This is a genomic window from Mucilaginibacter sp. Bleaf8, assembly GCF_018390515.1.
Lineage (GTDB): Bacteria > Bacteroidota > Bacteroidia > Sphingobacteriales > Sphingobacteriaceae > Mucilaginibacter.
Genome location: NZ_JAHBBK010000001.1, coordinates 1747322 through 1762606, shown reverse-complemented (window position 1 = coordinate 1762606; position 15285 = coordinate 1747322). Strand labels below are relative to the sequence as shown.

The following is a 15285-nucleotide window of genomic DNA, read 5'->3' as shown; positions in this document are numbered from 1 at the left end:
ACACAGTAAACATTAACCAGAAATAGTATGGCAAAAAAAGTAGCGGAGCAGGTAGTGGAAATGCTCATTGATGCCGGCGTAAAAAGAATATATGCGGTAACGGGAGATAGTTTAAATCATGTAAATGATGCGGTAAGGCGCAGCGATAACCAGATACAATGGGTACACGTAAGGCACGAGGAGGCCGGTGCCTATGCCGCAGCTGCCGAGGCCGAACTACTGGGTATTGCCTGCTGCGCAGGTAGTAGCGGACCAGGCCACGTGCACCTGATAAACGGGTTGTATGATGCCCACCGCTCGGGCGCGCCGGTTATTGCGCTGGCCTCAACCTGTCCGTCGCACCAGTATGGTACGGAGTACTTTCAGGAAACCAACACCATAAAGCTGTTTGACGATTGCAGCCATTACAACCAGATAGCTGTTACCCCGGCCCAACTGCCCCGCATGTTGCAAGCCGGTATACAACATGCCATCAGTAAAAAGGGCGTATCGGTAGTGGGTCTGCCTGGTGATGTTACCGAGATGGATGCGGTAGAAACGCCATCTGCTACGCGTAACTATTTCTCGGAGCCGGTTATTCGTCCGTCCGACCGCGATCTGCATAACCTGGCAGCGTTGATAAATGAGAACGAAAAAGTCACCATATTTTGCGGGATAGGCTGTGCCAACGCGCACAACGAGGTGGTGGAGCTATCGCAGCGCATACATGCACCGGTGGGCTATTCATTCCGCGGAAAGATGTTTGTGCAGCATGATAACCCGAACGAAATTGGGATGACAGGTCTGCTGGGCTTGCCATCGGCTTATCACAGCATGCACGAGGCGGATTTGCTGATTTTGCTGGGTACCGATTTTCCGTATGAGCAATTTATGCCAAAGGACTGCAAAATTGTGCAGATAGATATAAAGCCGGAGCGTATAGGCCGCCGTGCTAAGGTGGATGTGGGGTTGTGCGGCAAGGTGGAAGATACCCTGCAGGCGCTGTTACCACTCATCCCACAAAAAACGGATGATGACTTTTTACAGGGGCAGCTTAAATTATATGCCCACGTTAAAGAAAACTTGCAAACTTATGTAAGCGATAAAGGAACCCAAAATAGCATTCACCCCGAGTTTGTGGCTAATACCATCGATAGGTTAGCCAATCAGGATGCCATTTTTACAGTTGATACAGGTATGTGCTGCGTTTGGGGCGCACGTTATATTCGAGGTACCGGTCAGCGCCGCATGATTGGGTCATTCAATCACGGCTCTATGGCCAATGCTATGCCGCAGGCCATAGGGGCAGCGCTGGCTTGTCCCGACAGGCAGGTAATCGCTCTGGCTGGCGATGGTGGCTTGTCTATGCTGCTGGGCGATTTGTCGACCATTGTTCAATACAAACTGCCTGTCAAAATCGTGGTATTCAACAATCGCTCGTTGGGTATGGTAAAATTGGAAATGGAAGTTGCCGGGCTGCCCGATTGGCAAACCGATATGCAGAACCCCGATTTTGCACTGGTTGCACAGGCGATGGGAATTAAAGGTGTTAAAGTAAACGATCCAGATCAGGTGGAGCAGGCCTTGCGCGAGGCATTTTTGTACAATGGCCCCGTGCTGATCGAGGTGCTTACCGACCCCAATGCTTTGGCCATGCCGCCAAAAGTAGAGTTTGGGCAAATGGCCGGTATGTCATTAGCCATGTCCAAACTGATACTGAACGGTCAGATGGGCGAGGTGTGGGACACCATTAAATCGAACTATAAGCATATTAAAGAGGTGTTGTAAAGTAGCCCCACCTAAACCCTCCCCGGCAGGGGAGGGCTTTTGCTATGCATACACATAGTTACAAATTGGTATTATAAAAATGTCCTCTTATATTAGAGATGCAGATAACTGACCATAGGTCACCTTCTTCATCGCTAATACAAGAGGACAAGTGTTTTAAGCCCTCCCTGCCGGGGAGGGTTTGGGGCTATCTACCTATACTTCTTCCACCAGCCCGAATTCAACTGCTCGCCGGTTACTTCGGTGGGCAGGCCGGGTTCGGGTACAAATAGGGTAATTTGCTTTTCATCGGCTAGGGGCAGTAATTTCTCAATAGGCTCGTACCAGGCATGCGGGGCCAGGTTAAAAGTGGCCCAGTGGATTGGCATCATTTGCTTGCCATTTAAAGCGAGGTGCGCTTGTGTGGCATTGGCGGGGCCCATGTGTATATCGGGCCAGTATTTGCCGTAGGCGCCAATTTCCAGTATGGTCAGGTCAAAGGGGCCATAAGCCTCGCCAATCTCATAAAATGTATCGAACCAACCCGAATCGGCACCAAAGTAAACATTATGCTTCGGACCTTTCAATACAAATGATGACCAGAGCGTTTCATTACGGTTGCCTAAACTGCGGCCGGCAAAGTGGCGCGCCGGAGCCGTGGTGATGGTAAAATCGGTACCTAATTGATCCACATCGCCCCAATCCATTTCATGGATGAGGTGTTTGGCCACGCCCCAGGCTTCCAAGTACTGCCCCACGCCTAATGAGCAGTAGAACGGTATATTTTCAGGTGCCAGTGCGCGAATAGTGTTTTCATCAAAGTGGTCATAATGATCGTGCGAGATCAGTATACCGTCCAGCGGCGGCAAATCGGCCAGGGCCAGTGGCGCCGGGTAAAAGCGCTTGGGGCCAGCCAGCTGGGTGAAGGATGCACGGCTGCTCCAAACTGGGTCGGTAAGGAGGCGTTTGCCGTCAATTTCTATCAGCAGGCTGGAGTGCCCCATCCAGGTAACACGCAGTCCGCTGGCTGGCGGCGTTTGGTATACAGCGGCATCGGTGGTGAAAGGGCCGATGGGGTTTTTGGGCGTGTTTTCTGCCTTGTTGGTAAGGTATTCCCGTAAAATGGGCAGCATAATATTAAGCCCGCCGGGATCGGTATGTATCAGGTTCTGAAATTTTTTGCCGTGTTTAACGGCGCCTTTTAACGACATATATTTGGGGTGTGCGAATGATTTTGAACGGTACTAAGCTAACAGATTTTGGGAATGTAGTTGTTTATAGATTTAATTATGATATTGAGTTGAATATGTGATATTCTTGTATGCCCGCTAAGGATAACTCAACCTTAGTTGCTTTTTATTGTTGTATACACATCGCTTATGAAAGAACTGGAAGATATTGTACGGGCTTTTGATGTTGCGCAGCAGCAGGGCCTGCAAACCGCTTTGGCTACCGTAGTGCAGGTTGAAGGCTCCTCATACCGGCGGGCCGGAGCCCGCATGCTGGTTACTGAAGACGGCCAGCTGACCGGTGCAATTAGCGGCGGCTGTTTGGAAGGAGATGCCCTGCGCAAAGCCCGGTTGGTAATGGCGCAGCAGCAACCCATGCTGGTAACTTATGATACCACCGATGATGACGATGCCAAGTTAGGCGTAGGACTGGGCTGCAACGGTATTATACACATCCTGATTGAGCCCATCTTTGCTGATAAGCCTCATCATCCAATTAATCTGTTTAAAAAGTTTTTGCGTAAACGGCAAAACGCAGTGGTGGTTACCCTGTTCTCGTTAACTGATCGAAAGGGGGCACAGCCGGGTACCTGTTTGTTTTATAGTGATGAAGAACATTTGAACTTATGCGAAATTACCGAGCTCAACAACGTGATTGAAGAAGATGCTGCTGCCGTATTGCGGTCTGGCAAATCGGTTAATAAAACCTATGCTGCTGATAAAGAGTTGACTGGATTTATAGAATTATTGAAACCTGCCGTATTGCTTATTGTTTTTGGTGCGGGTAATGATGCCATACCGCTGGTACAAATGGCTGCCGTTTTAGGTTGGCATATTACGGTGGTTGATGGCCGGGCTAATTATGCCGTAGCTGCCCGTTTTCCATCAGCTAAAAAAATGCTGTTGGCCAAGGCCGATGAGGCGCTAAAGCAATTGCACATGGATAGTCGTACGGCTGTTGTGCTCATGACGCACAATTACAATTACGATCTGGCGATGCTGCGCCAATTGTTGCCCCTGCAGTTAACCTATGTAGGCAGCTTGGGGCCGAAAAAGAAACTGCAACGCATGCTGGATGAATTGCAGGATGAAGGACAGGTAATTACGCCAGCACAACTGGAAAGTATTTATGGGCCTACCGGTTTAGACATTGGTGCCGAAACACCGGAGGAGATAGCCCTATCCATAGTATCCGAAATTCAGGCAGTATTGCAGCGTAAAGATGGCCAATCCTTGCGTAAGCGAAATGCCGCCATGCATCAGGATCTGCCCCATGAAGTAGCAGAGGAAACATCGACCAGCCAAGATCAAGCAGTATGACTGCTATTATAATTCTCGCTGCAGGTTCCTCATCACGCATGGGGCAGCCAAAGCAACAACTGGTTTATGAAGGGAGTACGCTGTTAGCAAATGCAGTGAAAGCTGCAGCCCATAGTAAAGCTAACCAAGTAATAGTTGTGTTAGGTGCCAACGCAGAACAAATACAAAATGATATTGCTGTTGAGCCTGTACAACAAGTTTTAAATAAGGACTGGCAGCAAGGCATGGCCTCATCTATTCATTCCGGTATTAAAGCTTTACAAATCGAAGGGGCACAGGTAAAAAGCGCCATATTGATGCTTTGTGATCAGCCATTTGTAAGCACAGATTTGCTAAGCCGAATGATTACAGCCCAAGTTGACGAAAAGAGTATAATAGCCTGTGCTTACCAGGGCACCTTAGGTGCGCCGGTGCTGTTTGGTAACGCGTATTTTGACGACTTATTGGTGCTAAAAGGGCAGGAGGGAGCTAAGAAGTTACTGATGAAATATCATCAGCAGGTTACAGTAATTCCATTTCCCGAAGGCAGTATTGATATCGATACCCCGGAAGACTATCGCAAACTTCAAGAAGATGATAAATAGCCTGTGCAAGTAATATAGTGTTTACCTGCACAGGCTATAGTTAAATTATTGTTCCTCGTAATGATAAGTTAACCCACCATCTACAAAGTAGGTAGAACCGGTAATATAAGTGGCATCGTCCGACGCCAGGAAGGCTACCAGTCCGGCCACATCTTCAGGTTTGCCCATTTTGCGTAGTGGAATGTTTTTCAGTACATTTTCCATCAGTTCAGGATCTTCTTCCAGCTTTTTATTGATAGGTGTTGAGATGGCGCCGGGAGCCACGTTGTTTACCCTGATATTAAACGGGGCCAGTTCGGTAGCCAGGTTGCGGGTAAGCATTTTTAAGCCGCCCTTGCTGGTACAATAAGCTGCGAAGTGCGGAAACACAATTTCTTCGTGTACCGAACTCATATTGATTATTACACCACTACGTTTTTCTTTCATGCAGTACTTCACAAAAGCCTGTATGCCAAAAAATACGCCTTTCAAGTTGGTGTCCATTACAAAGTCGTAATCTTCCTCTGTTACGTCCCAAAAATCGTGGTTCTTTTCCACTCCCGCATTGTTCACCAGTATATCCAGCTGGCCAAAGGAGGCAACAGCGTCGTTTATCAATTTGGTTACATCGGTTACTTTACTTACATCAGCTTGCAGGTAAGTAGCGCGTCTGCCCATATCAGTTATTTGCTTAATCAGTTCTTCGCCGCGCTCGTCCAGTTCCGAGTGTCCGTTTAATATAATGTCAGCACCATCAGATGCTAAACGGATAGCGCAGGCTGCGCCGATGCCCTGGGTGCTGCCGGTAACTAAAGCCACTTTGTTTTCAAAACGATTCATAGTGATTGATATTTCTGTTATCAATTAAACACCCAATACGCTATTGGTTTGCTGCACAGTTAAATTTTTATTTCATAACGGCAATCAGGGCCGTCCAGCCGGTTTGATGGCTTGCACCGAGGCCTTTACCCGTATCGCCATGAAAGTATTCATAAAACAGAATATAATCTTTGAAATGCTCATCATGGTTCAGCTTGGGATGGCCGCCAAATACCGGGCGCTCGCCCTGTTGGTTGCGCAGAAATATGTTTTTTAACCGGCCGCTTAACGCCCCGGCAATATCAGCCAGCGTACTGTATTGCCCCGAGCCTGTTGGGTACTCCACCTTAAAATCATCAGTATAATATTCATGAAAGCGGTAAAGCGATTCAATAAGCAGGTAGTTCATTGGCATCCATATAGGGCCGCGCCAGTTACTATTGCCGCCAAACATGCTCGAGTCGCTTTCGGCAGGCAGGTATTTAACGGAGTAATCCTCGCCGTTCAACTCGTACTCATACAGCTTTGCCTCGTACACTTTAGATACCGACCGGATACCATAATCAGATAAAAACTCGGCAGCATCCAGCATTCGGCGTAGCAACAGTTTCATGCGGTGTCCACGCAGCAGCGAAAACAAGTGTTGCTGGTCGCCCTGGGTGTCTTTCCAGCGGCTTACCAATGCAACCAGGTCAGGGCGTTGGCGCATAAACCAATCAAGCCGCTCAATGAGGCCGGGCAAACTTTCCCACTTGGCTTCATCAAATACGATGGTGGCAAACATGGGCACCAGCCCTACCATGGTACGCAGGCGCAGCCGATCACTGCTGCCATCACTTCTACGAAGCAGGTCATAATAAAAACCATCTTCGTCGTCCCACAAGCCGGAATTATTACCCAGGCTGGCCAGTGAGCCTGCAATGTATAAAAAGTGCTCGGCAAATTTAATGGCCATACTTTCATAAGCCGGGTTGGTAAGGCTCAGTTCCATGGCTATGCGCATCATGTTGAGTGCGTACATGGCCATCCAGCTGGTGCCGTCGGCTTGTTCCAGCAAACCACCGCCAGGTACCGGGGCACTGCGGTTAAAAATGCCGATGTTGTCCAAACCTAAAAAGCCGCCTTCAAAAATGTTATTCCCTTCACTATCCTTACGGTTTACCCACCAGGTAAAATTGAGCAGTAATTTCTGAAAGATCTCCTCCAAAAACAGCGTGTCGCTTTTACCTGTTGCGGCACGGTCTGTTTTATACACCCGCCAGGCTGCCAGCGCGTGTACGGGCGGATTTACATCGCTAAAATCCCACTCATAGGCAGGCAGCTGTCCGTTAGGGTGTATGTAGTTGGCTCCCACCAGCAGGCGCAACTGCTTTTTGGCAAACTCGGCATCAACAGGCGCAAAGGCAATACAGTGAAAGGCCAGGTCCCAGGCGGCAAACCAGGGGTATTCCCATTTGTCGGGCATTGATAAGATGTCTTCGGCCACAAAATGGATCCAATGGCGGTTGCGCGAATTGCGCCTGTTGGGTGGCGGTGGCGGGTTACCCGCGTCGCCATCCTGCCATTGCTTTAAATTGTAGTTATAGTACTGCTTGCTCCATAACAGGCCGGCCCAGGCTTGCCGTTGTACCAGCTTTTCATCATGGTTGGTTACCTGTTTTTGCTTTTCAGTATAAAATGCATCAGCCTCGGCCTGGCGCTGGTCTATTATTGCGTCAAACCCTTCAAAGGCAGCTTCCTGCTTTTGGCGGCTTAGCCTTAAGCGGATAACTACTTTGCCTTTGGCAGGTACAGTAAACTTATACCAAAAGGCCATTTTAGTACCTTGGTTGTTAGGGTTAATGCCAGTGGGTTGATTATGAACAACATAGTTGTTGATGCTGTCCTTCACATAGGGCGTGGCATTAGGTACATTGTAAAGCCGCTGCGTATTGGTTTCGTTCTCGGTAAATAAGGGCTGAGCGCCAGTTTCAGCGTAAGCATAGTAATCGCCTAATTCCGCCGAGTGCAGGCGTACGCAATTATTACCATGATAAAACAATTGGGGCTTTACACCTTCTTTGAGCCAGGTGTTGCGAAACCATATATGGGGTAATACATGTATATCAGCTTCGGCATTGCCCCGGTTATAAACCGTGTGCCTGATCAGGATATCCTCTTCGCCCTGCTTGGTATATTCGGTGAATACGTCAAAATAGGCGTCGTGGTCAAACAAGCCAGTATCAATCAGTTCAAATTCAGGATCAAGCTTGCCGCGGCGTTTATTTTCATCAACCAGCCAGCTATATGGAAAGGCTTGCTGCGGATATTTGTACAGCATTTTGCAGTAGCTGTGCGTAGGTGTGCTATCCAGGTAATAGTAAAGTTCTTTCACATCCTCACCGTGGTTACCTTCGTTATTGGTAAGGCCAAAAAGGCGTTCTTTCAGAATGGGGTCGCGGCCGTTCCATAAAGCCAGGCTTACGCAAAGTAGTTGTTTGTCGTCGCTAAAGCCAGCTATACCTTCTTCACCCCAGCGGTAAGCTTTGCTGCGGGCCATATCATGAGGCAGATAGTTCCAGGCATCGCCGTTACTACTGTAATCTTCGCGTACAGTACCCCATTGGCGTTCAGATAAATAGGGTCCCCACTTTAGCCAGTTGGCCTGCCCGGCATAGTGCTGTTGCAGGCGTATTTGTTCAACATCCATAAGTAAATGATAAGCGGATGTTAAAGTAAGGGATTATTTTAAAGCTGTAGTTTGCTTTTACGGATTTTTAAAATGTTTTTACAAATGAGAAGCCTGCCATGCCATCATGATAGGTTGGAATAAGCAAAGTGCTCTTATTGCTGTCTTTGTTATCATGAAACAACTTATTGCGGAACAGCGGGTAAATAAGGTAAGCCGCCTTGGTTGATAGGATACCAAAGCCTGCACCGGCAATAATGTCGCTAAACCAGTGGTCGTTATTGTAAACACGTAATATAGCGGTGGCTGTTGCAAAAGTATAGGCATATATACCATACCACGGCGAAAGTTCGCCATACTCCTGCGCCATAAACTCAGCTGCGGCAAATGCCGTACTGCTATGGCCCGATGGGAATGACTGGCGGTTATAAGGATCGGGCCGGGTGCGATGGGTGGCCTTTTTTAGTACGCTTACCGAACCTGAACGTATCGCCTCAGACATAGCATAAAGTACAGTACGGTCAATAAACCTGTTTTTGCCTGCTACCCCGGCAAGGTTGAGTGCATAAACCGTAACTACAGGTACAAACTGGAAATAATTATCAAACTTGCTTGAAAAATTGGGATGATCTTTCTGCATATCGTTATATACACTATAATCAACCCGCCTGATAGGTTTAATCAGGAACGATGAAAAACCATAGCCGATAAATACAGCTGGTGGAATAAAGGATACAAACTTGCTTTCCAGATGCTTTACGGTATCCGGCACTTCCAGTATGTGTTCCGTAGAATCCAGCCGGGCGCTATCAGTAACTTGGGCGCTCACAGTGAGGCAATTGAACGCTATCAGGATAAATATTAAGCAGGTAAAAGTTATCTTCATTAAAGTATAACAGTTTAGTATAACAACAATGGTTTATAGACACGCTGTGTTAACTTGCTGTGAAGTTATAGGTATCTGTATTTGCTATGAATATTTTAATTGCTAAATATGTTTTGGTGAATGTTAAATATTTAATGCTCATGCATTTTTATCTGTTATGAACATAATGCCCGAAACAAATGTTGTGATGGTAAACCGATGCTTATGAAAAATATAAAGACTGTTACCGGAACTACAGAACAGGAAATATGGCCGGTTATAGAAGCCGATTTAGCTGATGATGATGTTTTAAATTATGAGGTGTTGATCAATCAATCTGGCCGGCAAGTAATTTTAACAATTGATATTGATCCAGGTGGAGGTTTTGAGGGAGGCTATGAGATAACTGAGCTCAAGGCACCTGTAGGTATAGCGCACGATTTCAGGTTCGGCGTACATGATGTTGATTTTATTGATGAGATAGGTAAGTTTTTTGGCATGGAGGATGTAAAAACCGGCTATGACGATCTGGACGGGCATGTTATTATAAAGGCCAGCGATGAGACCTTGGTGCGACGTGTTTTTGAAGATGCCGAAGTACGTGCCGTATTTGCCTCACTCGATGACTTTGATATGGGTATCCATAACCGCCAGTTGGAAGGTACGGATACCGAACTGCCTACACTTGAATTAAGCATTAATTACGGAATTATTGATCCCGAAACTTTGCGGAAAATATATCGTGCATTTGACGAGGTGCTGCATGTTATTATGTCGCTTTAATGCTATAGAGATGCATTAAACCACGGCGCTTTCACATATATGCGTTGGTAGTATACCGGTAGCATTAATGTGCGTTTCGGCATCATGGTGCAATGTGTTGCCGGTAAATACCAGCACGGTATCCAGGCCAAATTTATTGCCGCCCAAAATGTCGGTATGCAGGGTGTCGCCCACCATCAAAATGTCTTTTTTGTTTACACTGCTGCGGCTTTGGCGTACCAGTTCATAAGCAAAAGTGAACATCTGCGAATCGGGTTTACCAAAGCGGATAAACTTTTTGCCGGTGATACGTTCAATCATGCCTGCCAGTGCGCCAATGGCAATTGATACATCCTGTTTGCTGATAGGATAGGCATCATCGGCGTTGGCTACAATGGCCGGGATACTGCGTTTGCGCAGCAGGTTAACGGCCTTGTTCAAATCCTGAAACCAATCGAAGCCTTCGTCGTCCATAAACACCAGGGCATTTACTTGGCTTATATTATCATCGTTGATAGCGCTCAAAGGCAACACATGCAGGCCCGAACTGTCCAGGTAATGGGCAGAATCAGGCGTACCCAGGAAAGCCACTATGCCGTCGTTTACTTTCAAATCAAGATACTCTTTGGCCAGCATGCCCGATGATATTACTTTATCGGGCGTAATATGATCCAATCCCAATTTGTTGAACGAATGTGCCAATTGCAACGGACTGCGGGATGCATCATTGGTAACAATGTAATAATCTTTCTGCTGCTCTTCCAGGTAGGCAAAGGTGTTTTCAATGCCGGGTACCAGTCCTTTGTAGTTCTTAATTACGCCAAATGAGTCAAAAAAGATAACCTGGTATTGGTCAATTACGCTTTTGAAATCGGTAGTTGCTATCATTATGTATTAAAGGCAGTGCTGTATAAAATGTGTTTTAATTTTTTAAATCAAGGGCTTTAATCAATACGTCGGAGTTAAAATCCCGGTCAACAGAGGGCAGGTAAATGTCATATGCTTCCTGTTGTAATTTGGCTGCATAATGTTCATGAAAAAAGTGCTTACCGTCTTTAATTACATAATTGAGAATAAAAAATCGGTAAGCCTCTTTTAAAAAGCGTAGCTCATTTACGGTCAGCGGGTTTATTTTGTGGTATTCCTGCAAAAATAAAATAAAGCGGTCTTCCATCATGGTTGTAATCAGGTAGCTGAACACCGTACGATCACCGGCATCAGATACCACCCGGCTGAAGAAGTAAAAATCGAGCATGCGGGTACTCATCCTAAACCAGTCATAATCCCAGCGCGAGTACAATTCCAACTTATCAGTTACCGAAAAGTTGCCAATGTTCCAGTCAATAAATACCGGTATATTTTCAAACTCGGGGCGGTTATATTGCAGGCGGTTTTTTACAAACTGGCTGCAATGATATTTAATCAGGTCGGCCTGGCTGCGGGTACCAAACTGGCTTTCGTCTTCCTGTAATTGTTCCAGTAATATGTTGATATCCGTACGCATGGTTTTTGACGACTTGGGCAACACTTTGCTGGCCCTTGAACAGGCTTTGTGAAACTTGGCCATCTGTTGCGCCATTTTGCGGATATGATGCTCATCCAACCGGCGGGGCAGCCGTTCCTGTATGCGGGTTGGATTATAAAATACTACCCAGGCATCGGCTTTACCCTGGCGGTAGCGGTATATATAAACCCGGTTGTTTTTGAGGAGCGATTTAGCTAAAAAGTTTTCGTACGGGTATAGTAAGTTGTTGGATAAGCTGTGAATAATACGATGATCTTCCTTAAAATACTCGTGCTTGCCAAAGTTGGATAGTTTAGCGATGATGATATCGTCATCTTCAAACGTAATGCGGAAAACGAAATTGGTAGACACATTGGCGCTGATATCGTCAATGCGCCGTATCACCTTGGAGGCATCGTAGCCCTCCCAGGCTTTACGAATAATAAGCGAACTTAATTCTTGGTCCATAATTGGTTTGATTTAACCTATTGGTTGCGGTTAAATAATTTCAAAATATCTTCTCAGTTCCCAGTCGGTTACCTGCTTGCTAAACTGCTGCCATTCCCAGATGCGGGTTTGGGTAAAATGCCGGGTAAAGCTTTCGCCAAACAGCTCTTTAGCGATGGGCGAATTTTGCATGTCCATAGCAGCCTCCAGCAGGTTTGCCGCCAAAGTGCCGTTGCTTTTATCAAGATAACCGTTGCCCTGAACAGGCTGGGATGGTAAAGTTAGCTTATTTTTAATGCCATACAAGCCCGAAGCCAATGCGGTAGCCATAGCCAGATAAGGGTTACTATCAGCACCTGGTATGCGGGTTTCTAACCGGGCTGAGTTTGGTGACGAACTTAGTACACGCAGTGCCGTAGTGCGGTTATCTACACCCCAGGTAAGCGTAGTAGGCGCCCAGGCACCTTCTACCAAACGCTTATAACTGTTTATGGTAGGGGCATACATGGGTAATATATGCGGCATGCAGTAAAGCTGACCGGCCACATAATGCTTCATTAAATCGCTCATGTGCAGCGGGTCTGCCTCGTTATAAAAAAGATTGGTGGATTGGTTTGTACTAAAAAGGCTTTGATGTACATGGCCGCTGCATCCCGGCAGGCTTTCATTCCACTTGGCCATAAATGAAGCCATAATGCCGTGCTGTGAAGCAATTTCTTTTACCGCATTTTTGAAAAGCACAGCTTTATCGGCCGCGGCCAATACGTGGTCATGAATAATAGCAGCCTCGTACACGCCCGGGCCGGTTTCAGTATGCAGGCCTTCAATTGGAATGTTAAACTGCTCCAGTTGGTTTACCAAGGCATAGTAAAAATCGCTTTGTTGTGATGAGCGCAGCAGAGAATAGCCATACATGCCGGGCGTTAATGGCTCGGGGTTGATGTATGATTTTTGTGCCAGCGTTTTAGGCGTTTCGCTGAAATTGAACCATTCAAATTCCTGTGCAAACTCCGGATGGTAACCCATATCCGTACACTGCTGCGTTATGCGTTTAAGCAGGGTACGGGGGCAGGGAACATCCTCGTTACCTGGGCCGCTAAAATCGGCTATAAAAAAAGGAATATTGTTTTGCCACGGTATGGTACGGAAGGTAGCCAGGTCAATGCGGCTGGGGCGGTCGGGGTAGCCGGTGTGCCAGCCGGTAATGTTTACATTATCATACGCCTGGTCATTACTGTCCCAGCCAAAAACCACGTCACAAAAGCCGAAGCCCTGTTCCAAACCGGCAATAAACTTTTGAATATGGATTACTTTACCACGCAGTATGCCGTCAATATCTGCAAAAGCAAATTTGACGTGATGGATGTTGTTTTGCGTTAAGTAATCCAAAATTTGCTGTTGATCCATAACCCGGCCTTTTAAGTTTCCTGAAAAGACGGCAAGTTAGGTAAACGGACAGCAAATTGCCAATTGAAACTCTTGCTTAATCGGTGTTTAATGTCTGTATCTTGTCTAATATATTACTAACAATAGCTTCGGGGGTTAGTACAAAGTTAGGATCATTATTGGCAATCAATGAACTGGGCATTAAAGGGAACTGTGCCGTATCAGGATCTTGTGCTATAATAATGCCTTGATTTGCTTCGATTTGCTTTGCGCCTTCAAGCCCATCATAACCTGCGCCGGATAGGATGATGCCTATACACTTATCCTTAACATCCGTAGCCAACGATTTGAAAAAGATATCAATAGCCTTGTTTATCTTCTCCGAAGGGAGCCTGTCGCGCAATACGAGGTTGCCATTAGCTACCGTCATCATTTTACCTTCGGGCATAACAAATATTTTTCCGGGTTCAAGCCGTGTCTGGTCTACGGCTTTAACTACTTCCAGTTCACTTACCTTGGCAAGCAAATCGTGTAAACGGCTTTTGTATTGCGTTGAGAGATGTGATACAATCACGATAGCGGCATTGGTACCTTTGGGTATCCGCGAAATGATTTCTTTTAAGGGCGACAAGCCGCCGGCGGATGATCCTATTGCTACGACAGTAAAATTATATTCCATTTCAGCATCTGATGTTAACATTGATAATGCTTAACCTGCAAAATGGTTTACAATAAAAATAACTTAATTAACTATAGGTTGATTTTTAGGAAGTTGAAATAACTGCCTTTACGAGGCTGTGGGAAAGGTTTTACCAAATTTAGTTACTTAAATTATAACTTTTGGAGTTACTATTAGCTTCTTCTTATTATGCTCCAACTTATAAAGAAAAAAGCCTTGATCCTACTATATTGAAACCTATATAAACAAAAAACACCTGCCTAATTGAGGCAGGTGTTTACGATTATGTGATATAGTGATATTTAAATTACTTTAACATTTACCGCATTAAGACCTTTACGGCCTTGTTCCACATCGAAACTTACTCTGTCGTTTTCACGAATTTCGTCGATGAGGCCAGTTGAGTGTACAAATACGTCTGTGTTGTCACTCTGTGAAATGAATCCAAAACCTTTTTCGGTGTTGAAAAACTTTACTGTTCCTTCTTTTTGCATTATATTATTTACTAAGTCGGCAAGGTAGGCTTAATAATCGGTATATTTTTACTTTCGGTGAAATAAATTGAATTTTATTTCGAAAGGGCAATAAATATAAGTTACAGGAGTTTTAACTTATACAATAAAGATACAAGGCTGGGCGTAAATTTATTAAATAACAGCAAAGCCATTAAATATTAATATGTCAGGGAAATGTCAGTAAATAATATGTATCTTTAGTGAGTTACAAAAAACAATCCCTTAGACGTTGCCAGTTAGCTGATCGGTGATATTTAAGCAAGCTAACAGCAATGAATAACAACACTGCATTTCCAATCTTGTACTCGTCTAACATAATGCTTTTTACAAAAAGCATTACTTACAGCATATAACTACCACACCAGTGCTGTACAAATCCCAATAACATGAAAGAACAAACCATTGAAAATGAAACCCGCTTGTACTTGTTTGATTTGATGAATGCAGCTAATGAAAACGGCTTTAAGCCCGAAGATAACTGGGAGCTTGATATTGTAACTGAAGAGGATAGGCACCGTATTCAAAGAGATTATAAACCTGCTGTTGTTTTGAAACCCTATGCTGAAAATTTACTGCAAGTGTTTCAATCAGTAAAATCAAAATTAAACCAACCGCTGAATCAGGAAGAGCAGTTATTGAACAGCCAGACTGTTTTAAACTATGGGTTCAAGTACATTGTTGCTTACAATGCTAAGCATCAACGACGTTAAACAACGCCTTTGCATGCAAACATCACATAAGCTTCTCCTTATTTCCGCTCCGCAAAAAATCAAATAAAAAAT

General features: G+C 45.4%; 14 protein-coding genes. 5 read left to right on the top strand and 9 right to left on the bottom strand.

Translation table 11 applies throughout. The features are described from left to right. The first annotated feature begins 27 nt into the window (after window positions 1-27). The gene (locus KHS38_RS07650) at window positions 28-1767 is read left to right on the top strand and encodes a thiamine pyrophosphate-dependent enzyme (RefSeq protein ID WP_213487900.1); all 1740 of its coding nucleotides are present in this window, start codon (window positions 28-30) and stop codon (window positions 1765-1767) included. 191 nt (window positions 1768-1958) lie between these two features. On the opposite strand, the gene KHS38_RS07645 is transcribed toward KHS38_RS07650, so the two are convergent. Further along, entirely contained in the window at window positions 1959-2957 is a 999-nt protein-coding gene (locus KHS38_RS07645) for an MBL fold metallo-hydrolase (protein ID WP_213487899.1), read from the bottom strand. 168 nt (window positions 2958-3125) lie between these two features. Here KHS38_RS07645 and KHS38_RS07640 point away from each other — a divergent pair, with 168 nt between their 5' ends. Next, complete coding sequence (locus KHS38_RS07640; RefSeq protein WP_213487898.1) at window positions 3126-4295, top strand: XdhC family protein; 1170 nt, start codon at window positions 3126-3128, stop codon at window positions 4293-4295. Beyond that, window positions 4292-4879: a nucleotidyltransferase family protein gene (locus tag KHS38_RS07635; RefSeq protein ID WP_213487897.1), complete on the top strand. Its 588-nt coding sequence runs from the start codon at window positions 4292-4294 to the stop codon at window positions 4877-4879. The genes KHS38_RS07640 and KHS38_RS07635 overlap by 4 nt, the downstream gene beginning before the upstream one ends. Before the next feature lie 45 nt (window positions 4880-4924). Here the strand turns inward: KHS38_RS07635 and KHS38_RS07630 are convergent, their stop codons facing one another. From KHS38_RS07630 to KHS38_RS22450, 3 genes are all read right to left on the bottom strand, one after another. Beyond that, entirely contained in the window at window positions 4925-5698 is a 774-nt protein-coding gene (locus KHS38_RS07630; protein WP_213487896.1) for an SDR family NAD(P)-dependent oxidoreductase, read from the bottom strand. 67 nt (window positions 5699-5765) lie between these two features. Beyond that, window positions 5766-8366: an MGH1-like glycoside hydrolase domain-containing protein gene (locus KHS38_RS07625; RefSeq protein WP_213487895.1), complete on the bottom strand. Its 2601-nt coding sequence runs from the start codon at window positions 8364-8366 to the stop codon at window positions 5766-5768. Between the two features lie 67 nt (window positions 8367-8433). Beyond that, complete coding sequence (locus tag KHS38_RS22450; RefSeq protein WP_213487894.1) at window positions 8434-9174, bottom strand: phosphatase PAP2 family protein; 741 nt, start codon at window positions 9172-9174, stop codon at window positions 8434-8436. A 261-nt stretch (window positions 9175-9435) separates the two neighbouring features. On the opposite strand from KHS38_RS22450, the gene KHS38_RS07615 reads away from it, so the two are divergent. Continuing rightward, a complete protein-coding gene (locus KHS38_RS07615; RefSeq protein WP_213487893.1) occupies window positions 9436-9993 on the top strand; it encodes a hypothetical protein in 558 nt (185 codons plus the stop codon). A 15-nt stretch (window positions 9994-10008) separates the two neighbouring features. On the opposite strand, the gene KHS38_RS07610 is transcribed toward KHS38_RS07615, so the two are convergent. The 5 genes from KHS38_RS07610 to KHS38_RS07590 all read right to left on the bottom strand — a co-directional run bounded on the left by KHS38_RS07610 (window position 10009) and on the right by KHS38_RS07590 (window position 14482). Next, window positions 10009-10860 carry a TIGR01459 family HAD-type hydrolase gene (locus KHS38_RS07610; protein WP_213487892.1) on the bottom strand — a complete coding sequence of 284 codons (852 nt, stop codon included), beginning with the start codon at window positions 10858-10860 and terminating at the stop codon, window positions 10009-10011. Between the two features lie 34 nt (window positions 10861-10894). Beyond that, window positions 10895-11944: a hypothetical protein gene (locus KHS38_RS07605; RefSeq protein WP_213487891.1), complete on the bottom strand. Its 1050-nt coding sequence runs from the start codon at window positions 11942-11944 to the stop codon at window positions 10895-10897. A 30-nt stretch (window positions 11945-11974) separates the two neighbouring features. After that, the gene (locus tag KHS38_RS07600; RefSeq protein ID WP_213487890.1) at window positions 11975-13330 is read right to left on the bottom strand and encodes a glutamine synthetase family protein; all 1356 of its coding nucleotides are present in this window, start codon (window positions 13328-13330) and stop codon (window positions 11975-11977) included. A 76-nt stretch (window positions 13331-13406) separates the two neighbouring features. Further along, the gene (locus KHS38_RS07595; RefSeq protein WP_213487889.1) at window positions 13407-13988 is read right to left on the bottom strand and encodes a chemotaxis protein CheB; all 582 of its coding nucleotides are present in this window, start codon (window positions 13986-13988) and stop codon (window positions 13407-13409) included. Between the two features lie 302 nt (window positions 13989-14290). Beyond that, on the bottom strand, window positions 14291-14482 hold the full coding sequence (locus tag KHS38_RS07590; RefSeq protein WP_213487888.1) for a cold-shock protein: 192 nt from the start codon (window positions 14480-14482) through the stop codon (window positions 14291-14293). 407 nt (window positions 14483-14889) lie between these two features. Here KHS38_RS07590 and KHS38_RS07585 point away from each other — a divergent pair, with 407 nt between their 5' ends. Further along, window positions 14890-15213 (top strand): hypothetical protein, encoded by a 324-nt coding sequence (locus KHS38_RS07585; protein ID WP_213487887.1) that lies wholly within the window; start codon window positions 14890-14892, stop codon window positions 15211-15213. Window positions 15214-15285 lie beyond the last annotated feature (72 nt).